Here is a 21,194-nt window from a genome sequence, read left to right on the forward strand (position 1 = left end):
TTCTATCTCCTATTTTTCTTAATAAATTCACTAATATCTTGCATGCAATCTTCTGCCTGTGGATAATTTCCTACGTGATCAATGTATGCATGCCCCATACCTTTGTATAAAGTAAAGGTCGTATCCACTCCTAAATCAACCAATTTTTTAGCATATGCTAAACTTTCAAAGGTCAAAAAGTCATGTTCTCCTGAAGTGATCATCGTTGTTGGCATTTTTTCACTGACTGACATATAGGGTGTTAAGTATTTATTTAAAATATCTTTTGTCCCTAAAATATCGGATAAACTGGTCGTCATTTCACCAAAAATCTCAATGCCGGGACGAATAACGCTGGCTTGTTTCGAATAAATCGCTACATCCTGATCGATATCAAATTCAGTATATTCATCTTTGATCCCACCCATATTAAGCGTCGGATAAAGTAAAATTTGACCACATACATCGTCACGATTTTCTTCAATATTTCGGTTACTACAATAGGCTGTTAAGTTCCCACCAGCGCTATCTCCCGCGACGAAAATACTCCGCTTATCAGCTCCCCATTCTTCCACATGGTCGGCTAGCCACCTTAAGCCAGTGTAACAATCTGTGTGTCCGATTGGGAAAGGATTTTCAGGTGCTAAACGATAGTCGATACTGACCGCAATCATATTGGTTTGACTAACAAATAACCTCAAGGCTTCTCTAACAACATCCGTACTACCAGCAAAGAAGCCACCGCCATGAATAAAATAGAGAACAGGTGAATGAGCCATTGGTTTTTCCGATTGAAAACGAGTCATGGGAATATCAAAGCCATCTTCTGCTTTAATCGTAAAAGTCATTTCTTTAATGTCTTCTTCAACCATGGGTGTTGAATCTACGCTATTAAACATTTTTCGCAAACGTTTGATCGATTTTGGACTAGCATCCATTTTCAGCATACTTTTGGGGATAAATTTCATCAGTAGACTCATTTTTTTAGCCCCTTTATACACCCGTGGATCCATCGCACCATCAATATCGCAATCTGGAATTGGTTTTACGATGACCGACACATCACGACGTATTTCTGTATATTGCTTATTTTTAATCGCTTCTACTAATTTTAGATCGTATTCCCGTGTCATTATGATTCCTCCCAAAAGTGAAATGATTAATTTTCTTCTAATTCTTCAAGTAAATGATACAAGGCTCCCAACAATCCAGCTTCATTTCTAAAATGACATGGAACAATTTCTACTGGCGTCAACATCGTCTCTAACACTGGAGCAGAGGCAAGTAATTGTTGATATTGTTGCTTTATTTCTTCCACAAGAATGGGTTGTGCGCTGATACCGCCACCAATAGCGATTCGTTGTAAATCAACGACTGATTGAACATTCATGATGACAATCACCACATTGCGACAGAATTCTTCAAATAATGGATAAATTAATTCATTTTTCTTTTCTAATTCTTCGAATACTTTTTTACCATCTAAAGGATCCTCTAACTTCAATAAGTTTGACGCTTGTCGAATGAAATTTACTGCCGAACCTTTCGCTCCCGCCACAGTCTCCAAACTGATTGGAAGATTCGTTGAAAGGAGCATGAAACTTAACTCCCCTGCTTGGAAATGACTGCCTGAGTGAAGTGCTTTATTTAAAACAAGACCGCCACCAATGCCTGTACCAAGTGTCATCACACCACCATTTTCGATGTCTTTTAACTGCCCTAACCACAATTCAGCAAGTGCTGCTGATTTACCGTCGTTCATTATGGCGCATCGCAGGTTCATATAAGATTCAATAAATTCTTTCAAATGGAATTGATGTAAGTAAACCAAGGCTCCCCCATGATAAACAACCCCTTCTTTAGAATCGATTTTACCTGGACAGCTAACAGCTACCGCTTTAACTTGTCCTTTGTATTGATCAAGAATACCAGTTAAACAGCTTTTGAACTCTTCAATATTCTTTGGTGTCTCTTCCTTTTTCACAAAAATAATTTGGCCACTACGATTAATTAAGGCGTGCTTAATGTAGGTGCCTCCAATATCAATACTTAAAAAGTGAGTGGTTAATTCAGTCATATGGCTTTCCTCCTATTATCTCTTGAAAAGATTTTAATAGCGCTTTCAATTGTATTCTACTCATTTCAGAGAGAAATAATAGTATAATTTTATGATTAATGGTATTTTTATATCAAAGGAGCTGAAAAAAATGATAGCGCTTATAAAATTTTTGAATCATCTATCCGATATCGCTATTTTTTCTTATATTGTTGTGGATAAAACAAATGGACAGATCAGCCACCAGAAGAATCTTACCAATCATCAGTTGACAGAGAAACAAATTCAACGAATAATCACGCAAACAAGTGTCATTCATAATTATTATTTCAAAGAGCAGAAATTGCTACTATTCGCTTACGATACCGACGAGTTAAATCAATTGGTTTGTCTATTCATTGATGATGAAGTCGGCAATTTCATTTCTCACAACGACCGGTTATTGAAGATTTCTGAAACCATTCATCTATTTATGAAGGAAAAAGAATTCACAGCTAAAGAAGTTCAGTCTCTCAATCAAAACATTCTCTACCTAAGAGAAACGATCATTGAAAAAGTGCTAAGTGAGCAAATCGAACAACAACTTTATCATCACGACTTCGAAAGCGAAGAGGCTATGTTTATCGAAGTCATGAACGGCAATGAAGAAGGATTAAAAAGATACTATTACGCTTTTCAAAAAAATAGCCAGACTGGCATACTTTCAACTGAATCAGAATTGAGAAATCAAAAAAACATCCTAATTGTAGCCGTAGCGGTTTCCACAAGATATGCGATTAAAGGCGGCGTTCCGTATGAACGAGCGTATACTTTAAGCGACAACTTGATTCAAGACATTGAACGAAAAAATCACTTTCATGGAGCCCAACCGCCCGTATTAGAAATACTCCTATTATTTTGTAAAGAGGTACGTAAATACAACTATATCAAGTACTCTACCACTGTCAAAAAAACATGTGAGTTCATCCATAAAAATATCTACTCGAATTTATCTGTCCCAATGATTGCGGCTTACACAAATTACTCTGTCCCTCATTTATCTAAATTGTTTAAAAAAGAAGTAGGACTTTCACTCAATCAATACGTGATGAAACAAAAAATAGAAGAAAGCAAACGACTATTGGAATTTAAACAGTACGATTTAAATATGATCAGTTCCTTGCTTCACTTTAATGATGCAAGTTATTTTATCAAAGTATTCAAAAAATATGAACATATGACCCCAAAGTGCTATTGGCATGAAAAAAATTAAGGAGTTGCAATTATGGTTTTTGAGCATGAATTTATTGAATATACACACGAATTGATCCCCGTCAATTGGATTGTTCATGGCGCGGATCACTCAGCAGGAACAGTATTGCCACATTGGCACACTTCTTTCGAGATTTCCTACACTTATTCTGGAAAAATCGAAAACTATACAATCAATAATGTGACCTATCAAACAGAACCTGGCACCATTTTATTCATTAATTCAGCAGAGGTTCACGGTGCTGTTTCCAGTTATTGCGCCGATCTTGAAGCATTGACGATCCAGATACCTTATGACTTTTTAAGTAAGCTGATTCCTCACTTTGAGTTTATGCGTTTTGATAATCTCCCTTCTGGAAAACTTGCGCAAGTCAATCAATTACGGGAAGCGCTAAGTCAGTTTTATCATCTAGTCAGACGGGAACCGAAAGAGTTTTTAGAGCTACAATTAATCCGTTTAACTTACGAAATAATCTACCTAATGGCAAAAGATTGGATGCATCGTGAAAAAATGCCGATCAATTCTAATATCTATCAGCAACATTTAGGTCAAATGCAGCCCATCATATCGTTTATTCAAAAAAATTATCAGCAAGAATTATCTGTCGGGAGCCTAGCTGATCATTTTCACGTATCGACAAATTACTTAAGCAAACTTTTTAAGAAAAGTCTTGGATTAAGTGTCATGAAATACGTCCAGTTGGTTCGAATCAATCGAGGACAAGAACTATTACTTCATAGTGACAAACCAATTCATGTGATTTCTGATGTCGTTGGGTTCCCCAATGAGAAATCATTCAGAAGAACCTTCGAAGATGTTTTCCATCAAACACCCAAAAAATATCAATTGGACTATCGAACAAAACAGAATGGCAGAAAATGACCTTTTTTTCGATAGATTCCGCCCCTTTTAATTTGTGAATTCGTGATATTCTTTATTTGTAATCGATTACAATAATCTATCGGAGGACCTATCATGAATAAAAACAGCTTTTTATTTAAAGCATCACTACTGTCTATCTCATTAGTTTTGGTAGCGGGACCCGCCGTATCATCACTCATCCCTTTGATGCAGCAGGCTTTTCCAGATCAAAGCACCTCGTCAATTGAACTTATTGCCACGGTTCCAAACTTTGGGATTTTAATTTTTGTTTTGTTAAGCAATATTTTCGTTAAATTTCTAGGCAAGAAAAAGACGGTTTTATTAGGGCTCATCCTTGCGTTGATCTCTGGCCTTATTCCTGTTTTTATAGAAAACTATACAGTTATCTTAGCCTCACGCTTTATGTTTGGAGCAGGAGTCGGTTTATTTAATGCCCTTGCCGTAAGTTTAATTACTGAACTTTATTCTGGGGATGAGCAGGCTAGTTTAATGGGGCTTCAAGGAGCAATGGGGTCGATTGGCAGCACTGTGATGACCTTATTAGTTGGCTACTTTACTAAATTTGGTTGGCAGAATTCTTTTTTAGTTTACGCAATCACCGTTTTACCATTAGCATTATTCGCTCTTTTTGTGACCTTACCTGCAGCGGAAAAACTAGACGATCCAACCGCTAACACTAAAAAAGAAAAAGAAAGTATCAACGGAGCGACCATCGGCTTAATGCTTTTCGCTTTAATTGTATACGCTTTATTTTTTGTGATCATGTTAAAAACAGCTACTTTACTGGTGGAAACTGGCATTGGCAAACCAGAAACTGCCGCAAGTATTTTAGGCTCCGTTACAATTGTTGGGATTGTTGTCGGTGTTTTCTATGGCAAGATTTTCAAGTGGTTAAAACAGCTAGTACTGCCAATTGGACTATTGGGTATCGGTCTTGGCTTTATCATTATTTTATCCGCCAATTCAGTTGCGATTGTAACCCTTGGTGCTATTGTTTCAGGTTTAGCCTTTAGTTTAGCGGCTCCCTTCATGTTTATGTTAGTCGGGCAAATTGCACCGAAGAATTCCGCTAACTTAGCGACAGGTGTGTTATTAGTCGGGATCAACTTAGGCGTCTTTTTATCTCCCACAATCAATAGTTTTTTAAGTAAAACCTTTGGAATGACAACCGCTTCCGATAGCTTTTTAATGAGTGGAATAGGTCTCATTCTATTAAGTGCATGCTCTTTTATTCTGTTAAGTGTTCAAAAGAAAAAGAATGCGCAAACTGCTATACAAAAAGATACGATAAAAATTAGAAAAGAGGATGCATAATGGCTTTAGTACAAGTAAACTTTATCTCGAAAATGTTATCACGCACGGTAACCTTTAACGCAATTATTCCTTTAGATCATATCTCATTTGGAAAAGAAGAAGTGGCTCAACAAAAACCACTAAAAACATTGTATTTATTACACGGCGCTTTTGGCAATTATACGGATTATTTATCTGGTACCCGAATCCAACGCTGGGCTGAAGAGCATAATCTAGCTGTTATCATGCCATCCGGTGAAAATCAATTTTACGTCGATAAACCAAATCGTGGTGAAAACTACGGTGCCTACGTGGTAGATGAACTCGTTGAATTTACGAGAAACATGTTTCCTTTGTCTCATAAAAAAGAAGATACTTTCATCGCAGGACTTTCAATGGGTGGCTACGGTGCTATGATCAACGGATTGAAATACCATGAAACCTTTAGCCATATCGGTGCTTTTTCACCCGGTTTGATGATCGATCAAATTATTGCGCGTTCTGAATTATTATCCGTTACAGGTTGGAGTTTAGACTTTTATGACAATGCCTTTGGAGGAATTGATACGATCAAGGATAGTGATAAAGATTATTACTATTTAATCAATCAATTGATCGAAAACAAACAAGACATTCCTAAGATATATCTTCCAATCGGCACAGAAGATTTCTTACTTGAAAGTGTTCGAGGCTTTAAATCATTTGCGGATGATAAAGAAATTCCACTTACTTATATTGAAGATGAGGGTGGACATGAGTGGGATTTCTGGGATAAATATGTGAAAAATTTCTTGGATTGGTTACCTTTGGATGAAAAAGGAAATTATTTGAGTAGTGGGAATGTGGCGGAATAGGACTTGGTTTGAAAGGATTATTTACATTTGAATTAATCACTTGTGGCTTGGATATCATTTTTAGAATGGTGTCCAAGCCATTTTTTGTGTATTCAAGTAATTTACACCTTAGATTGACAACAAAAAAGCTTTTTGATACCATTTTTAGTAATGAATAAATAGTATAAAGGAGAAGTATACATTATTCTTCACAGAAAAACATGTGATTTCATTCACATTTAAGATCTTATCTATACTAATCTAATTCAAAGCCACTTGTATTTAGAAATTTCCCCATTTAAGGAAGTAAATTATGAAGAAAAAAGCTAATCTGTCATTAACAAAAGAATTAAGTTCATTTTCATTACCCCTATTAGCTTCAAGCTTATTACAACTTTTAATAGGACAAATCTCATTTGCTATTGTTTCAAGACTTTCATCGTCAACTTTATCCTCCGTCAATACAATAGATAGTTTACTATTTTCTGTTGGTGGTATTTTAGGAGTCTTAAGCGTTGCTTTTAATATGTTAGGATCAAAAGCATTGGGACAGAAAGATAAGAAGAGTTTTTACCAGTATATTTCTTCTATTACAGTCCTTAATACAATCGTTGGTTTTGGAGTTATAGCCTTAATAGTTCTATTTGGAAATACATTTCTTCATCAAATTTATGGATTCACAGGTGAATTACAAGAAATAGCCAGTATCTATTTACTCTCAATGTCTCCGTATATTTTATTAACACTATACTCTTTTACTTTAACGAATATTTTAAAAGTAGAAAAAAAGACTATGTATATTTTTACAATCTCCCTTGCAAGTTCTATTTTACAACTATTTCTAAGCTATACTTTCATCAACGGTTTGTTCATATTCCCTAAAATGGGCGTAGTTGGAGCTGGTTTATCTTTAAACATTTCTATGTTGTTTACTTTATTCGTTTATACTTTTTTAGTGAAAGAACAAATTAAACTAGCTATTTTAGAAAAACCAATTTATATAAAGAACCTCTTAAAAAAAGGATTGCCTTTACTTGGGCAGGAAATATTAGAAGGAGTTATCTTTATTATTGTATTTGAAGCAATCATCGCTCGATCAGGTAAACTAAACCTAGCTTCCTATGCATTGATCGCACAGGGATTAACTATTATAAAATTGCCTACTTTTATGTTTGCTAATGCTGTGACAGTTTTTGTCAGCGAAGCTTACGGAGAAAGAAAAGCTAAAAAAATAGGTAAGATCACTAAAATCTCCTTTCTCTTGTCTTTGCTAGGTTATTGCTTGTTTTCTTTCATTATTTATTTCGCAAAAGAGCCATTTTTGTCCTTTTTCTCTACTGATTCTGCAGTATTAAATCTTGCAACAGAAAAATTGCCTATACTTTTCCTTTTTTCTATCTCAACTGTGGGATATGAAATAAGTAAGTATAGCCTTCAATCGACAGAACATGAAAAGTATGTGATTAAAACCACTTTTTTAGTTAATGCTTTTTGTATTTTCGGGATGATGATGATCAGTCTTCAAAAAATGCTAACATTAGATTCAATTTTCTTCTTATATTTTATTAACTTTTTTGTTTTAAGTGTCTTTTTTACAAAGAAATTGAAAAGGGAGAATCATGTACCTAAAAATATATAGACAAGTTTTCAGAATATTATTTGGTGCGTTCGTGAGGATTAATACAAAATCATATAACCAATAAAAGAAGTCAAATGCATCGTTGGGAAAATATAGCGGCTGTTGGCTTCTTTATTGCTACTTAATCAAACTTTAATACGCAGATGGAAATTTTGAATTTAACCTTTAAGAGGTTGCACAGATACTTTGGAAAAACAAATTGAAGAGTTAAAAACAAGACCAAAAGTTAAAATATAACCATACTATTTAACTAGATTCTGAACACAACATCTTTATACAAAAAGACTACAGCTACTACGATTTGTTAACATAGTGGCTGTAGCTTTTTTTGATGGTTATTTTTTGTTCACATTTTATTCATTAATTCACTGATCCTATGTTAAACTCATAAATCTCATCACTTCAAGACCTATTATATTACTTGAATAATCTTCCCTACCTTTTTTTGTAAATTCAATACTGTAGTTTTCTCTATTCTCCCAATCAACAACGTTTTCTATAATGATTGCTTCCATATCTTTAACCAGTTTTTTTCTGACTACAAAAATATAATCTAATTTAATTAAATGATCTACAATTTCTCTAAATTTTTTCTCTCCAATGAGCTTCCCACTATTAACCAGATTAATATCTCCAAAAGAAATATCAGTTAATAGCGACTGGACCATATCTGAAACTTTCCTATTATAAAAAACTTCTTTAGATACTATTGTTAAACAATAATCCGATTGAGAAGAGTAAATAGCAATCAGTGATTCTGATAATTCGTCAAGTTCTATAGTTGTTTCGTTTTTTTGAGGATACCACACTAAGTTTTCATTAATTTCAATATCTGGAATAGACCATTCTGTATCTACATGTGCATCTAGTAAAGCTTCTTTACTTCCTGTATCTATTTCTGTTTCTGATGAGATTTGGCATTCTATAAATTGTTCACTCTTTAAATTCACAACAAAACTATTAATTAAAGATATTAGTTCTCTATAAGTAAATATATCTTTATTCAACACATCATCTGCAGATATCCGCTTACTACTTTTCTTTTCTACTTTTTCTAAAAAATTAGCAACATTATACATACGACACCTCATTTTCTACTAAATTAAGGCATCTAATGAATCCATCTTCAACAGGATAAGAAACAATATAATTTTCAATACCTTCTATTTGATTTGAATGATTAATCTTATGACAATTCGACCAAGAATCCTTTGGAAATTTTCCCCCTATAAAAAGTTCTGGTGGAGTTAAGGTAGCATCTACCAAATCCCAAAAATTTTCTCCCCAGATTTGTACTTTTTTTGATTGCCCACATTGTATTTTTATCATTATTTTTATTTTGTCGAACCCTTGAGCGTTTAGTTTTTTTCTCATTTCCTTCATAACCATTAAACAGTCTTTATAATCAAATGTCGTTTTATTTATAAAAAAATCTATGTGGTCTGAATAAACTTCATTAGAACTATCTTGCCACTCTGCAATAAATTCATCTATATTTTCCATGTTATTACTCCTTCATATTAAGGTAGTTTCCAACCTATATCTTGTAACCATTTTAATATCTTTTTAGTCAGTTTAGGTGGCTGACCACTAGAATTATGCCCCCATGAACCATCTCTGTTTAGAGTCCACCTAGAATCATCGAAATGAATATGATCTTGCGCATCTTCTACATCATTAAATCCTTTATCAGCTCTCTTTACTCCTTTAGGTGCTTTACCCGACTGGATCTGATTATTAATTTGATTTGTTGTACTATCTTTTCCAGAAAAATTACTCGTTGTTAAGCCATTAAACCCATCAACAGTTATAGCAATACCAGCGGTTGTAACGACTACACCTTCTGTCACAATCACACCATCTACAAGGATTCCTACACCACCTGTGGCTAACGTTACAACAGCACAACCACCGATTGTCCCAATAATTCCAGTAATTGTCGTAACAATACCTAGTGTCGTTTGAACAACATTCCCTACAATATCCAAAAATTGAGCAACCGCATCTATGCTTCGATCAAGCCAACTTCCTTTCATCGCCTCTGTTAGTTGAGCTGTTAGCTTCTCATCTTTTACACCATTTGTATAAACAACATAGACAACATTTCCAGCATCATCTAATTCTGTCACCGTTTCAACACGACTTTTTGGTTGGCTATCATTATATCCTTTTAAATTTTTAAACCATTGTTGATTACCATAATCAACAATTCTATATCCGTCTCTTGGATTAAGAAAATTTGCTGGATTGCCTAATTGTGCTAATCCTGTGTTTACGTCACTAATCAAACTAGATAATTCCGAATAATGAGAGGCATGACTAGATTCAAAAGCTTGATATTTCTGTAAAATCTCAATATCTTCTTTAATAGGATCAATGCTCTGTTGTTTAAAAAATTCACCCAATACTGGAACATTCTTCATCGATTTAGCCAAATCACTCATTAAATTAGTATATTCATTTTGAGCAGTTTGTAAATCTCTAAGCAATCCTTCCAAATCGTCTGTGTTTAATACTTCATCTGTCTTGCCAACTTCACCAACAAAATCTGTTAAATAGTTATTTAAACTATTGTCCATCTCATAATAAACGTTGAATAGTGCTTTGTCTATCTCTTGATACGCTTGGAGATGGCTCACAGTTGAAACCCAACCACCACCTAATAAATTTCTATTTCCTGCTAATCCATCTATTGAACTTGTCACAGAATTAAAACTACCTACAGCATTTAAACGTTCCGAACTAATACTACTTTTTACATCACTTAGTTCCTCATACATTATTTTCATTGGAGTCCTCCTTTCTAGTTTCTTCATATAGTAATTCAGCTTTTTCATAAACTGCTTTTCTATCCGTCAGTTCGTCTTCAATTTCTTCATCTGCAATAGAAAAAACTTTTGTAAGTTCCCTTTGCTTTTCTTCCAGTTCATCTAATTTTTGATAGACTTGTCTTTCTGAATCTGTCCCTTTAGAATAATGTAGGACACGTTCCCATATCTCTTTTTGTCGATTGATCGCTTTTTGGCACTCTTCATAAGCAAATGGAATCTCTCCAGCTTTCTTTTTCAAACTGTTGAAATCTTCTTCTGCTTCCTCTACCTTCATACGCAAGCTAAATAAATTTTTATCCATCTATTCCACCTCATGCTTGCATCGTTGTTGATATGCTATCTTTTATTTTTTTATCTGCTTCTTCAATTGCATTATGTACGGCTTGTACATTTCTTACCTCTGTGGTTAAACAGGTTTTATAAGTATCAATTGTATGTTGAAAACTAGTTATTAAAGTTTTCAACTCATTTGTTGCTGGACTTGTAGACGTATTAATGCTATTTATTGGCTTAAAATCAATACTTCCCTTTGCAACTAAAATATCCGCAGCAAATTTAGCAACTGCATTTCCATCTGTACTGACCGTTTCTCCCATTTTTTCACACTCCTATTAATTATTACCGTTAACAATTAAACAGCCATAATAATTATAACATCATTGGATAGTTAGGAAACCCGACAAATAAAAAAATATATCTGACTAAAAAATAAAAAAGATCGAGAATAAAAACAGCGAAAAAATGTTACTCTATAAAAATCGTTCAAGAACCTTTGAAATTAATAAAAAATATAGAGTTCCTCACATCCGTTCCCAAAGCTTACAACAAACATTTGTTTCAGATTTACTAAATCAAGGAATTAATTGCCTAATTATTAAATTTCTTTTCGGTCATGCAGAAACTTCTAACAGGATTAGAAAGTTTACGGACATACAAATGAGCAAACAAAAATTGACACAATTAAACGCTTGGAAGAATATAGACAGACAAACCAAACTCTTAACCAAATCAAAAAAGACACTCTCCAAAAGTTTGGAAAGTGTCTTGAAACATTGTAATTGAATGGTACTCGTAAGCGAATAAATTCGCAACGATTCCAATAATTAACGTTTTGAGAATTGTGAAGCTTTACGAGCTTTTTTAAGACCTGGTTTTTTACGTTCTACCATACGGGCATCACGAGTAAGAAGTCCAGCGCGTTTTAAAGCAGCACGGAAATCAGGATCTACTTCTAACAATGCACGAGCGATTCCGTGACGGATCGCACCTGATTGACCAGAGTAGCCTCCACCATTAACGTTTACCATTACATCATAAGCGCCTTTAGTTTCAGTTACGCCAAATGGTTGGTTGATAACTTCACGCAAGTCAGCGTGTGGAATATATTCTTCAACATCTTTTTTGTTTACAGTAATTTTACCAGTACCAGGTACTAAACGTACGCGGGCAACTGCATTTTTACGACGGCCAGTGCCGATATATTGTACTTGAGCCAATGAATTTCCCTCCTTAAATTAGGTTAGTAATATCTAATACTTCTGGTTGTTGTGCAGCATGTGGATGCTCAGCTCCACCGTATACGTTTAACTTAGTAAATTGTTTACGGCCTAAAGTGTTTTTAGGAAGCATACCTTTTACAGAAGTTTCGATTAAACGACGAGAGTTTTTATCGCGTAATTCACCAGCAGTAACAGATTTCAACCCACCTGGGTATTGGCTGTGACGGTAGTAAATTTTATCACTTGCTTTGTTACCAGTTAATTTGATTTTATCAGCATTAATTACAATTACGAAATCTCCAGTATCCACATGTGGGGTGAATGTTGGTTTATTTTTTCCACGTAAGATAGAAGCAACTACAGTTGAAAGACGTCCCATTGGGATATCTGTTGCATCTACTACATACCATTTACGTTCTACTTCGCCAGATTTGGCCATATATGTTGTACGCACGATTCTTTCCTCCAATTTTCTATTCGATGTTTGACATTCACTTGAGTTTCCGGGGCTCATTGTGGGGCAAACAATACCATTTAATATGATACCTTCTATCACTAGTAAAGTCAATGAATTTCTAAGGTTTTCCACTATTTTTCTTCTAATTTTTTACGATTAAAAAATTTTACTTCTAATTTCAAAATAGAAAATACTTAAATATGCGTAATGTATATTACGCACCTTTTAAAAACTAAAATGTATATTATTCCTAAAATATTTATTTTTATGTATATTTATTTATAAAAAGTGTTGATTTTTGCATTTTCAAGTGATATGATGAGAACAATCAAAAAAGACAATTAGAAAATAAGGAGTGTTACTCATGAAAGAAAAAGTTGTTTTAGCCTATTCTGGAGGACTAGATACCTCTGTTGCTGTTAAATGGTTAGTGGATGAAGGATACGATGTGATTGCTTGCTGTTTAGACGTCGGTGAAAAAAAAGATTTAGATTTTATCAAAAATAAAGCTTTAGAAGTTGGTGCTTCTGCTTCTTATACGATTGATGCTAAGGAAGAATTTGCACAGGAATTTGCTTTGATTGCATTACAAGGTCATACCTTTTATGAACAATCTTATCCACTAGTATCCGCTTTATCCCGCCCGCTGATTGCTAAGAAATTAGTAGAATTAGCTCACGAAACTGGTGCAACCACAATCGCTCATGGCTGTACAGGAAAAGGGAATGATCAAGTCCGTTTTGAAGTCGCGATCAACGCCCTTGCACCTGAGCTCAATGTAATTGCACCAGTTCGTGAATGGAAATGGTCACGTGAAGAAGAAATCAATTATGCCAAAGAAAAAGGTATACCCGTCCCTGCCGATTTGGATAATCCTTATTCTGTCGACCAAAACCTTTGGGGCCGTGCCAATGAATGTGGCATTTTAGAAGATCCCTGGGCAACACCTCCAGAAGGTGCTTATGAATTAACTGCTAGTTTAGAGAATGCACCAGATGAAGCGGATATTATCGAATTAACTTTTGTTGAAGGCGTTCCTACAGCAATCAATGGAAACGAAATGCTGTTATCCGATTTAATTTTGGACTTGAATGATTTAGCTGGTAAGCATGGCATTGGTCGAATCGATCATGTGGAAAACCGCCTTGTTGGGATCAAATCACGGGAAGTCTATGAATGTCCAGCAGCAATCACACTAATGACTGCGCATAAAGAGTTGGAGGACTTGACCTTTGTTCGTGAAGTAGCTCATTTCAAACCAATCATTGAAAATCAATTATCACAAATCATTTATAACGGATTATGGTTCAACCCGTTAACCGACGCTTTGATCGCTTTCTTAAAATCTACCCAAAAATACGTAAATGGCATAGTACGGGTAAAACTCTTCAAGGGTCATGCTATCGTTGAAGGGCGTAAGTCTGAAAACAGTTTATACAACGAAAACTTAGCGACTTATACCTCTGCTGATACCTTTGACCAAGACGCTGCTATTGGATTTATCAAACTATGGGGGCTTCCAACCAAAGTCAACGCAGAAGTCCAAGCATCGCTACACAAAAAATAATCACTGATACGCTTATTTTTTCTAGGTTGAATCTATATGTGAGTTAACTTTTACAGTGTTGTAAATAAGGTTATCCGATTCACCTATTTTAAATGACTTATCCAAGGAGAATTTCTTTTTGGTCTGCGGATCAAAATAAGGAAATCGATACGTCTTCATTTTAGTCTCAAGAAATCAGAACAAACGGTTGGCACAGAAACCACTCCTTCTTATTTTCTCGGAGTAAAATGCTTCTGTCCAACCTTCTTTCTTATCACAATGAATAATAATACATAAATGAGGTGTGCAGCATGGAAAAATTATGGGGTGGACGTTTTGAAGGAAAAAGCGAAGCATGGATCGATGCGTTTGGCGCTTCGATTCCTTTTGATCAAAAATTAGCCAAACAAGATATTATCGGGAGCTTAGCTCATGTAAAAATGTTAGCTAAGACAGGGATTTTAATGACAGATGAAGCCGAACAAATCAGTTCAGGACTTACGACGATTCAAGAAAAACTGTTTGCCGATGAACTGACATTCAGTATAGAAAATGAAGATATCCATTTAAATATTGAAAAACTGCTCCATGATGAAATCGGTCCAGTTGCAGGAAAATTGCATACAGGCCGCAGTAGAAATGATCAAGTAGCTACAGACATGCATCTTTATTTAAAAGAAATCGTTCAAGAAGTCATTAGCAAGATCCACTTATTCCGCCAAGTTTTAGTCCACAAAGCCGAAGACAATATTGAGACCATTATGCCTGGCTACACCCATTTACAACATGCACAACCAATCTCGTTTGCTCACCATATGATGGCTTATTACGGTATGTTGACACGTGATCAAGAACGTTTTTCTGAAAGTCTGAAGCGAATCGATATTTCCCCCTTAGGCTGTGCAGCACTTGCCGGCACGACTTTTCCAATCGATCGTGCTTATTCAGCTGAATTACTAGGTTTTTCTTCCATTTACGAAAATAGTCTAGACGGCGTAAGTGATCGGGATTTCATTTTAGAATTCCTTAGCAATAGCTCCATTCTAATGATGCATCTTTCCAGATTTTGCGAAGAAATCATTTTATGGTGCAGTCATGAGTTTCAATTTGTTGAACTAACAGATACTTTTTCTACAGGCAGCTCGATCATGCCACAAAAAAAGAATCCAGATATGGCAGAATTGATTCGAGGAAAGTCAGGTCGCGTATATGGCAATTTATTCAGCCTTTTAACGGTTTTAAAAGGATTACCACTAGCTTACAATAAAGACCTACAAGAAGACAAAGAGGGCATGTTTGATACGTCTCACACGATTTTAACTAGTTTAGAGATCATGGCTGGCATGGTAGAGACGATGAAGCTGAATCAAGCGATCATGGAACAATCCACTGAAAAAGATTTTTCAAATGCAACCGAACTAGCAGACTATCTAGCAAGCAAAGGCATGCCTTTTAGACAAGCTCATGAAATAGTCGGAAAGTTAGTTTTAGATTGTACAAAACAAGGCATTTATTTACAAGAGGTTCCATTAGAACAGTATCAAGCAATTACACCTTTGATCCAATCTGATATTTATCAAACCTTATCATCAAAAACAGCCATTGAGCGGCGGCATTCCTATGGCGGAACTGGGTTTGATCAAGTCAAAGCCGCAATTGAACGCAGTAAGCGCAAATTAGAAAGCGAAGAAAACTAAAAAAGCTTCTGAAAGATAGCATGCCATCTTTCAGAAGCTTTAACTTTTTTTGATTAACGAGTTTTTGCACGTGAATCTGCATCAATACCAGGCGCTTTGCCTAATTTTGCTTGTAGCATCCAAATGTTTTTCTCAATATCTGTTTTGTTTGCAATAAAGATATCTTGTGTAGAATCATCGCCTTCTTCACCAGACACTTCAATTCCTTTTTGGTATAAGTCAGCTAAATAGCGGTAGCCTTCAACTAATTTTTCCATGCGTTCTGGAATTGTACGTTCATATGTGCCGATCTCATCTGAAATACCAGTATGATCAGCAAATTCTTGTAACGTTGAGTAAGGAGCGCCATCTAATGTAATCAAGCGTTCAGAAATAACATCTAACTGATCATTGATTTGGTCCATGTATTCGTCCATTTTAGGGTGTAATGTCAAGAATTCTGGGCCACGCATATACCAGTGAGTTTGGTGGATTACCACTGAAAACTGGCTTAAATCTGCAACTAGTTGGTTCAACACTTCTTTAGTTTGTTCAAATTTCATTATACATCATCCTCCTAAATTTTTATCTACATTATTATTGTAGTACGAAATGAAAAAAAAGTACACTAAAATCTTTCATTTTTATATTATTTATCATTTAATAATAATTATAAACTGAAAGGTCAATTATCATTCGGTATTGGCAATGTATCCAATGAATCCACAATTTCTTTGGCTACTTCATTCATCGCCTCTTCTAGCTCTTTATTCATCGCTTCTGTATTTTCAGCACCAGAAATAAATGCCATGAATAAGTTGGATACAGCCTCTTTTTGATTTTTTGGCACAAACCACTTACCCTTTTCCTTTTCTAAATGCAACTCCAGTTCAACAGGATCCGTCTTGATTTTAATTGTTTTAACTCGCTCTTCCAAAATAGAAAACGTTGCTTCTAGCGTTTTTTGATCATCTTTGGCTATTTCCGGATCAGCCAAGGTTTCTTTTACAAGTTGTCTAGTCATTTCCTGCATTGCACTCACTAGGTCTAGTCCAGTTACATAATAAGAAATCACAGCTCCAGTTTTTGTCTCATCTATTTTAATAATCCTATATGATGTTTTTTCTTTTGCTTGTTGTAATAGCTCCTTTGTTAATTGACTTGCCTCTTTTTGCGGGACTTTTGCGCCTGTGGCCGATAGTCCTTTCGCAAAATTTTGCTCGAAAGCTTTGCTATTTTCATCTAACTCTTTGCCTGCTTGTTTCCCATCGCGAAATCCTTTTGCAAATTCATTTTCTCTTTTTTGATAGACAAGGCGATCAACAAATAATTCGCCAGCATCTTCTGCGGAGATTCCTTTTGAGCCGCAACTTGTTAGGAAAAGTCCTACTAAAAGCAAAGAAGCGATCCATAATTTTTTCATTTCCTTTCCTCCGTTCTCTTACTACTAGTAAAACAAGTTCAGTGCTATTTGTCAAAAAAAGCTTAATCTAAATCTGCTCTTAGTTTTGCTAATTGATGATAGCTCGCAGATAATTGTTGTTGGGTTGTAATAAATAGCGGATATATTTGTTGATAAATTTGATTATTTTCACTATTGGGCTCTACGGTTTCATAAATTTCTACTTGTTCACTAGCTGTATTTAAATCAGTCATTTTGCCTAGACTTTGCCAGCCTAATAGAACAGCACCTAATGCTGACGCCTCAACACTTTCAGTCAATGAAAGCGTATATCCTAAAACATCGGCCATCACATGTTTGAAAACTTGCGAATCAGCAAAACCACCTGTAGCACGAATTTCTTTCACCGCTCCGCCTAGCTCTTCCAATTCTGTTAAAACACGTTTCAAATTCAAACAAATTCCCTCAACCACGGCTCGCATCATCAATTTATCATCATGATTTCGTTTTAAACCAACAAAACTACCCGTAGCCTCTGCATCCCACAATGGTGCACGTTCGCCGAGCAAATAAGGGTGAAACATCAATCCCTTAGCCCCTGCTGGCGTCTCTTTTACAAGAGCCATCACAGCATCATACGAATTTTCTCCAGCTGCAAGCGCTTCTGTTTGGACTTCCTTCAATAAATTCTCACAAGCCCAGTCGAAAATTCCGGCTCCATTACTTGTGGCGCCTCCAATTACCCAATGATTTTCATCTAACACACAACAAAATGTCTCCGCTTGCGGATGTATTTGAGGTTGGTCAACAATATAACGCAAAGCACCACTTGTTCCGACAGTTAACGTGGCTGTTCCTTTTGTCACCGCACCTAATCCTAGATTGGATAGTGGCCCATCTGCTCCCCCTAAAACAAAAATCGTTTGTGCTGTCAAACCTAACTGCTCTGCCCACTCATCTTTTAAGCCAGTTACCTGATGGGTTGGTGTCATTAATAATGGTAGTTGGTCTATGGTAATTTCCATCTCTGCTAAAGCTAATTGATCCCATTTCAGGTCATGAATGTTTAGAAATCCAGTTCCAGAAGCAGTGCTAATATCTGTAACATATCGATCAAACAAACGATAAAAAACATATTCTTTCATCCCGATAAACATTTCTGCCTGCTCGTAGATCTCACTAAATTCTTCTTTCAGCCAGCGAATTTTATGAAAAGGTGTCATCGGATGCATCGGCAACCCTGTATTTTGATAAAGTGTCTTCCCTAATACTGTATCTTTTAGTTCTTCTGCATACTTTTCTGCACGATTATCTGCCCATGTAATCACACGCGTTAGAGCTTGATGATTTTTATCCATGATGATCAATCCATGCATCGCAGTAGAAAAAGACACCACTGAAATTCCAAAAGGTTGAACTTTAGCCACTACTTGTTTGATGCACGTCACTACTGCTTGGAAAATCTGATTTACATCTTGTTCTGCCATACCTTCTGTTTCCTGAATGAGTGGATAACGAACATAGGCAGATGCCTGAACAGTCCCATCCTCCCTAAAAGCAACAGCCTTTGTTTGTGTTGTACCGATATCTACACCAATTGCTATTTTTTCCATGTTCTCGCCTCATCTCTCACTTTCATTATTCCTAATAAAAAAATATTTGTCTAGTTAAAAAAGCATTTATTTGCGTATTTATTTATGAAAGGAGCTTTTAGATGTTAATTATTTATTTTATTTGCGGCTGTGTGATTGGTTCGTTTCTATGTTTGGTAGCAGAGCGAGTGCCCGTTGGTAAATCTATTGTATATCCTGCTTCCCACTGCTCATATTGCCAGACTAAGTTGAAAATATTTGAATTGATTCCGATTATTTCAATTCTATTTTTGCGTTTCCGTTGTCGTTACTGTAGGCATCAACTATCATGGATTTATTTTTTTAGCGAATTGATTTGTGGATTGATTTGTCTTAACGTGTCGTTTAAGACTATCCATCCTTTGTATTCACTTTTCTTTTTACTTATCGGAGTGGTTCTATCTTTGACAGATATTTTCTATTTAATTGTTGAGCCTAAAATTTTTTATTTGTTATCCGTTATATTATGTATTGGACATATTTATTTAGCACTGCCAGTCTATCTTTTTACGAGTCTGATTACTTTTCTTAGCTTACTTAGCCTAAATTTTATCTTTAAAAATTCAATTGGCGGTGGAGATATTGTTATCCTAACATTGTGGGGAGCGCTAATAGGTGCTAAGTCACTTATCTTTTTATTGCTCATTGCTAGCAGTAGCGGTCTGATTTTTCTTTTATTTTGTAGATTCGTCTTAAAGAAAACAATACGACAACTTCCTTTTGTACCATTTTTAAGTATTGGATTATTTGTTGTATTCCTATGTAAATAGATGGCGAGACAAAAGCAAAACCGCTTCTATCTCGCTCTGACAAGTTATTTATCTTTCCAATTTTTCCGAATAAAACCGGCTCGCCCAGAACCTTCTTTATATAGGTTGTAATGGACGCTATGCTTTTTATAGTAATTTTGATGATAGTCTTCGGCTGGATAAAACGGCTGCGCAGGTTCAATTTTTGTAACGATTGGCTGAGTAAAACGACCACTTGCTTGTAATGACGCTTTCGATTTTTCCGCAATTTCTTTTTGTGATTCGTTTGCATAAAAAATAACAGGTCGATAAGAGTCGCCACGATCAGCAAATTGCCCTAAAGCATCAGTTGGATCTGTCTGTTGCCAATACGTTTCCACTAATTTTTCGTATGGAATGATTGCCGGATCATAGGTTATTTCAACTGCCTCTGTATGGCCCGTCAATCCAGTTGTAACCTGTTCATAGGTTGGATTTTCAACATGTCCACCTGTATAGCCAGACACCACTGAAATAATACCTGGTTGAGTGTCAAACGGCTTGACCATGCACCAAAAACAACCACCAGCAAAAATTGCTGTTTCATAATTATGTTCCATTATTACTTCACCTCTTCTTTTTCCTTATCATAAGCCGAATAAAAAAATAATGATATTGATTTGCCTATAAAAATCCTTTGACATGGGATGGTTCCCATATGGTAAATTGAACAAAAAGAAGGAGATGTACAAAAAATGAAAATCATCATTGAAGAAAACTACGAAAAAATGAGTCGGGTTGCTGCAAATATCCTGTTAGGAAAAATGTACCAACAAAAACGAGTAAACTTAGCAATAACCGCTGGCTCAACACCAATTAAAATGTATGAATACTTAGTTTCCGATGTAAAAAACAAATCTTATCTCGATAATGTTCATTATTACAACTTCGATGAGATCCCGTTCAAACAGAAAAAAGGCTATGGTGTAACAATGACAAATCTCAATAATCTCTTCTTTAAACCAGCAGAAATTCCTGAGAGCCAGATTCATCCTTTAAACGAAAAAAACTACAAAAATCAGGATAAAAGGATTGAACAAGATGGTGGACTAGACTTGATTTTACTAGGCATCGGGGCGGATGGTCATTATTGCGGAAATCTTCCTAGAACAACAAAATTTGAAGATTTAACTTCTTATGTAGGAGAAGATGCTACTGAAAATATGAAAGAGATCTTATTAAGTGAAGTCGGCGGCGATGAAAATGAACGCCCAGACTTTTACGTCACTATGGGACCAAAAAGTGTGATGCAGGCCAAAGAAATTGTGCTTTTTGCCACTGGCAAGAAGAAAGCGGCAATCATCAAACGTGCTTTCTTTGGTCCAGTTACAAATGAAGTACCAGCTTCTTTACTACAAACACATCCTAACTTAACGATCGTACTAGATCAAGAAGCTGCTTCAGAGCTTTACTAAGCAAAAAAGGCTTGA

General features: G+C 35.5%; 22 protein-coding genes. 9 read left to right on the top strand and 13 right to left on the bottom strand.

Annotation, left to right across the window (positions count from 1 at the left end; all coding sequences use genetic code 11):
• Positions 1-2 precede the first annotated feature (2 nt).
• Both RV15_RS00945 and RV15_RS00950 read right to left on the bottom strand, forming a co-directional pair.
• Entirely contained in the window at positions 3-1,112 is a 1,110-nt protein-coding gene (locus RV15_RS00945; protein WP_071876180.1) for an alpha/beta hydrolase, read from the bottom strand.
• Positions 1,113-1,138: 26 nt separating this feature from the next.
• Positions 1,139-2,056, bottom strand: a complete 918-nt coding sequence (locus tag RV15_RS00950) for an ROK family protein (protein ID WP_071876181.1) — start codon at positions 2,054-2,056, stop codon at positions 1,139-1,141.
• A 151-nt stretch (positions 2,057-2,207) separates the two neighbouring features.
• Between RV15_RS00950 and RV15_RS00955 the strand changes: the two genes are divergently transcribed.
• The 5 genes from RV15_RS00955 (at position 2,208) to RV15_RS00975 (ending at position 7,934) form a co-directional block, all read left to right on the top strand.
• Positions 2,208-3,287 carry a helix-turn-helix domain-containing protein gene (locus tag RV15_RS00955; RefSeq protein ID WP_245791176.1) on the top strand — a complete coding sequence of 360 codons (1,080 nt, stop codon included), beginning with the start codon at positions 2,208-2,210 and terminating at the stop codon, positions 3,285-3,287.
• Between the two features lie 12 nt (positions 3,288-3,299).
• Complete coding sequence (locus RV15_RS00960) at positions 3,300-4,169, top strand: AraC family transcriptional regulator (RefSeq protein ID WP_071876183.1); 870 nt, start codon at positions 3,300-3,302, stop codon at positions 4,167-4,169.
• 93 nt (positions 4,170-4,262) lie between these two features.
• Positions 4,263-5,483: an MFS transporter gene (locus RV15_RS00965; RefSeq protein ID WP_071876184.1), complete on the top strand. Its 1,221-nt coding sequence runs from the start codon at positions 4,263-4,265 to the stop codon at positions 5,481-5,483.
• Complete coding sequence (locus RV15_RS00970; protein ID WP_071876185.1) at positions 5,483-6,316, top strand: alpha/beta hydrolase; 834 nt, start codon at positions 5,483-5,485, stop codon at positions 6,314-6,316. Before RV15_RS00965 ends, RV15_RS00970 begins: the two co-directional genes overlap by 1 nt.
• Before the next feature lie 292 nt (positions 6,317-6,608).
• Positions 6,609-7,934: an MATE family efflux transporter gene (locus RV15_RS00975; protein WP_071876186.1), complete on the top strand. Its 1,326-nt coding sequence runs from the start codon at positions 6,609-6,611 to the stop codon at positions 7,932-7,934.
• A 374-nt stretch (positions 7,935-8,308) separates the two neighbouring features.
• Here the strand turns inward: RV15_RS00975 and RV15_RS00980 are convergent, their stop codons facing one another.
• The 7 genes from RV15_RS00980 to rplM form a co-directional block, all read right to left on the bottom strand.
• Positions 8,309-9,013, bottom strand: coding sequence for a hypothetical protein (locus RV15_RS00980; RefSeq protein WP_071876187.1), 705 nt, complete (start codon positions 9,011-9,013; stop codon positions 8,309-8,311).
• Entirely contained in the window at positions 9,006-9,437 is a 432-nt protein-coding gene (locus RV15_RS00985; RefSeq protein WP_071876188.1) for a hypothetical protein, read from the bottom strand. Before RV15_RS00985 ends, RV15_RS00980 begins: the two co-directional genes overlap by 8 nt.
• Positions 9,438-9,454: 17 nt before the next feature.
• Complete coding sequence (locus RV15_RS00990; RefSeq protein ID WP_071876189.1) at positions 9,455-10,723, bottom strand: T7SS effector LXG polymorphic toxin; 1,269 nt, start codon at positions 10,721-10,723, stop codon at positions 9,455-9,457.
• Positions 10,707-11,066: a hypothetical protein gene (locus tag RV15_RS00995; protein ID WP_071876190.1), complete on the bottom strand. Its 360-nt coding sequence runs from the start codon at positions 11,064-11,066 to the stop codon at positions 10,707-10,709. Before RV15_RS00995 ends, RV15_RS00990 begins: the two co-directional genes overlap by 17 nt.
• A gap of 10 nt (positions 11,067-11,076) precedes the next feature.
• Positions 11,077-11,361 (bottom strand): hypothetical protein, encoded by a 285-nt coding sequence (locus tag RV15_RS01000; protein WP_071876191.1) that lies wholly within the window; start codon positions 11,359-11,361, stop codon positions 11,077-11,079.
• Positions 11,362-11,868: 507 nt separating this feature from the next.
• Positions 11,869-12,261, bottom strand: coding sequence for a 30S ribosomal protein S9 (gene rpsI / locus RV15_RS01005; protein ID WP_010762225.1), 393 nt, complete (start codon positions 12,259-12,261; stop codon positions 11,869-11,871).
• 13 nt (positions 12,262-12,274) lie between these two features.
• Positions 12,275-12,721 carry a 50S ribosomal protein L13 gene (gene rplM / locus RV15_RS01010; RefSeq protein WP_303393681.1) on the bottom strand — a complete coding sequence of 149 codons (447 nt, stop codon included), beginning with the start codon at positions 12,719-12,721 and terminating at the stop codon, positions 12,275-12,277.
• Positions 12,722-13,085: 364 nt separating this feature from the next.
• Here rplM and RV15_RS01015 point away from each other — a divergent pair, with 364 nt between their 5' ends.
• Together RV15_RS01015 and argH are read left to right on the top strand one after the other, a co-directional pair.
• Positions 13,086-14,288 carry an argininosuccinate synthase gene (locus tag RV15_RS01015; protein WP_071876192.1) on the top strand — a complete coding sequence of 401 codons (1,203 nt, stop codon included), beginning with the start codon at positions 13,086-13,088 and terminating at the stop codon, positions 14,286-14,288.
• 290 nt (positions 14,289-14,578) lie between these two features.
• On the top strand, positions 14,579-15,964 hold the full coding sequence (argH, locus tag RV15_RS01020) for an argininosuccinate lyase (protein WP_071876193.1): 1,386 nt from the start codon (positions 14,579-14,581) through the stop codon (positions 15,962-15,964).
• A 53-nt stretch (positions 15,965-16,017) separates the two neighbouring features.
• Here the strand turns inward: argH and RV15_RS01025 are convergent, their stop codons facing one another.
• From RV15_RS01025 to RV15_RS01035, 3 genes are all read right to left on the bottom strand, one after another.
• On the bottom strand, positions 16,018-16,506 hold the full coding sequence (locus tag RV15_RS01025; RefSeq protein ID WP_010762221.1) for a Dps family protein: 489 nt from the start codon (positions 16,504-16,506) through the stop codon (positions 16,018-16,020).
• 122 nt (positions 16,507-16,628) lie between these two features.
• Entirely contained in the window at positions 16,629-17,366 is a 738-nt protein-coding gene (locus RV15_RS01030) for a DUF5105 domain-containing protein (protein WP_071876194.1), read from the bottom strand.
• Between the two features lie 62 nt (positions 17,367-17,428).
• A complete protein-coding gene (locus RV15_RS01035; RefSeq protein WP_071876195.1) occupies positions 17,429-18,958 on the bottom strand; it encodes a gluconokinase in 1,530 nt (509 codons plus the stop codon).
• Between the two features lie 101 nt (positions 18,959-19,059).
• On the opposite strand from RV15_RS01035, the gene RV15_RS01040 reads away from it, so the two are divergent.
• Positions 19,060-19,746 carry a prepilin peptidase gene (locus tag RV15_RS01040; protein WP_071876196.1) on the top strand — a complete coding sequence of 229 codons (687 nt, stop codon included), beginning with the start codon at positions 19,060-19,062 and terminating at the stop codon, positions 19,744-19,746.
• Positions 19,747-19,790: 44 nt separating this feature from the next.
• Here RV15_RS01040 and msrA read toward each other — a convergent pair whose 3' ends face one another.
• On the bottom strand, positions 19,791-20,324 hold the full coding sequence (gene msrA, locus RV15_RS01045) for a peptide-methionine (S)-S-oxide reductase MsrA (RefSeq protein ID WP_071876197.1): 534 nt from the start codon (positions 20,322-20,324) through the stop codon (positions 19,791-19,793).
• Positions 20,325-20,459: 135 nt separating this feature from the next.
• On the opposite strand from msrA, the gene RV15_RS01050 reads away from it, so the two are divergent.
• A complete protein-coding gene (locus RV15_RS01050) occupies positions 20,460-21,179 on the top strand; it encodes a glucosamine-6-phosphate deaminase (RefSeq protein WP_071876198.1) in 720 nt (239 codons plus the stop codon).
• The last annotated feature ends 15 nt before the right edge of the window (positions 21,180-21,194 follow it).

This window comes from Enterococcus silesiacus (genome assembly GCF_001886225.1).
GTDB lineage: Bacteria > Bacillota > Bacilli > Lactobacillales > Enterococcaceae > Enterococcus_L > Enterococcus_L silesiacus.

Excerpts from the sequence above, each read along its gene's own strand:
- RV15_RS00945 (WP_071876180.1), bottom strand. The coding sequence starts at position 1,112 with ATGACACGGGAATACGATCTAAAATTAGTAGAAGCGATTAAAAATAAG.
- RV15_RS00950 (WP_071876181.1), bottom strand. The coding sequence starts at position 2,056 with ATGACTGAATTAACCACTCACTTTTTAAGTATTGATATTGGAGGCACC.
- RV15_RS00960 (WP_071876183.1), top strand. The coding sequence starts at position 3,300 with ATGGTTTTTGAGCATGAATTTATTGAATATACACACGAATTGATCCCC.
- RV15_RS00965 (WP_071876184.1), top strand. The coding sequence starts at position 4,263 with ATGAATAAAAACAGCTTTTTATTTAAAGCATCACTACTGTCTATCTCA.
- RV15_RS00970 (WP_071876185.1), top strand. The coding sequence starts at position 5,483 with ATGGCTTTAGTACAAGTAAACTTTATCTCGAAAATGTTATCACGCACG.
- RV15_RS00975 (WP_071876186.1), top strand. The coding sequence starts at position 6,609 with ATGAAGAAAAAAGCTAATCTGTCATTAACAAAAGAATTAAGTTCATTT.
- RV15_RS00980 (WP_071876187.1), bottom strand. The coding sequence starts at position 9,013 with ATGTATAATGTTGCTAATTTTTTAGAAAAAGTAGAAAAGAAAAGTAGT.
- RV15_RS00985 (WP_071876188.1), bottom strand. The coding sequence starts at position 9,437 with ATGGAAAATATAGATGAATTTATTGCAGAGTGGCAAGATAGTTCTAAT.
- RV15_RS00990 (WP_071876189.1), bottom strand. The coding sequence starts at position 10,723 with ATGAAAATAATGTATGAGGAACTAAGTGATGTAAAAAGTAGTATTAGT.
- RV15_RS00995 (WP_071876190.1), bottom strand. The coding sequence starts at position 11,066 with ATGGATAAAAATTTATTTAGCTTGCGTATGAAGGTAGAGGAAGCAGAA.
- RV15_RS01000 (WP_071876191.1), bottom strand. The coding sequence starts at position 11,361 with ATGGGAGAAACGGTCAGTACAGATGGAAATGCAGTTGCTAAATTTGCT.
- RV15_RS01015 (WP_071876192.1), top strand. The coding sequence starts at position 13,086 with ATGAAAGAAAAAGTTGTTTTAGCCTATTCTGGAGGACTAGATACCTCT.
- argH (WP_071876193.1), top strand. The coding sequence starts at position 14,579 with ATGGAAAAATTATGGGGTGGACGTTTTGAAGGAAAAAGCGAAGCATGG.
- RV15_RS01025 (WP_010762221.1), bottom strand. The coding sequence starts at position 16,506 with ATGAAATTTGAACAAACTAAAGAAGTGTTGAACCAACTAGTTGCAGAT.
- RV15_RS01030 (WP_071876194.1), bottom strand. The coding sequence starts at position 17,366 with ATGAAAAAATTATGGATCGCTTCTTTGCTTTTAGTAGGACTTTTCCTA.
- RV15_RS01035 (WP_071876195.1), bottom strand. The coding sequence starts at position 18,958 with ATGGAAAAAATAGCAATTGGTGTAGATATCGGTACAACACAAACAAAG.
- RV15_RS01040 (WP_071876196.1), top strand. The coding sequence starts at position 19,060 with ATGTTAATTATTTATTTTATTTGCGGCTGTGTGATTGGTTCGTTTCTA.
- msrA (WP_071876197.1), bottom strand. The coding sequence starts at position 20,324 with ATGGAACATAATTATGAAACAGCAATTTTTGCTGGTGGTTGTTTTTGG.
- RV15_RS01050 (WP_071876198.1), top strand. The coding sequence starts at position 20,460 with ATGAAAATCATCATTGAAGAAAACTACGAAAAAATGAGTCGGGTTGCT.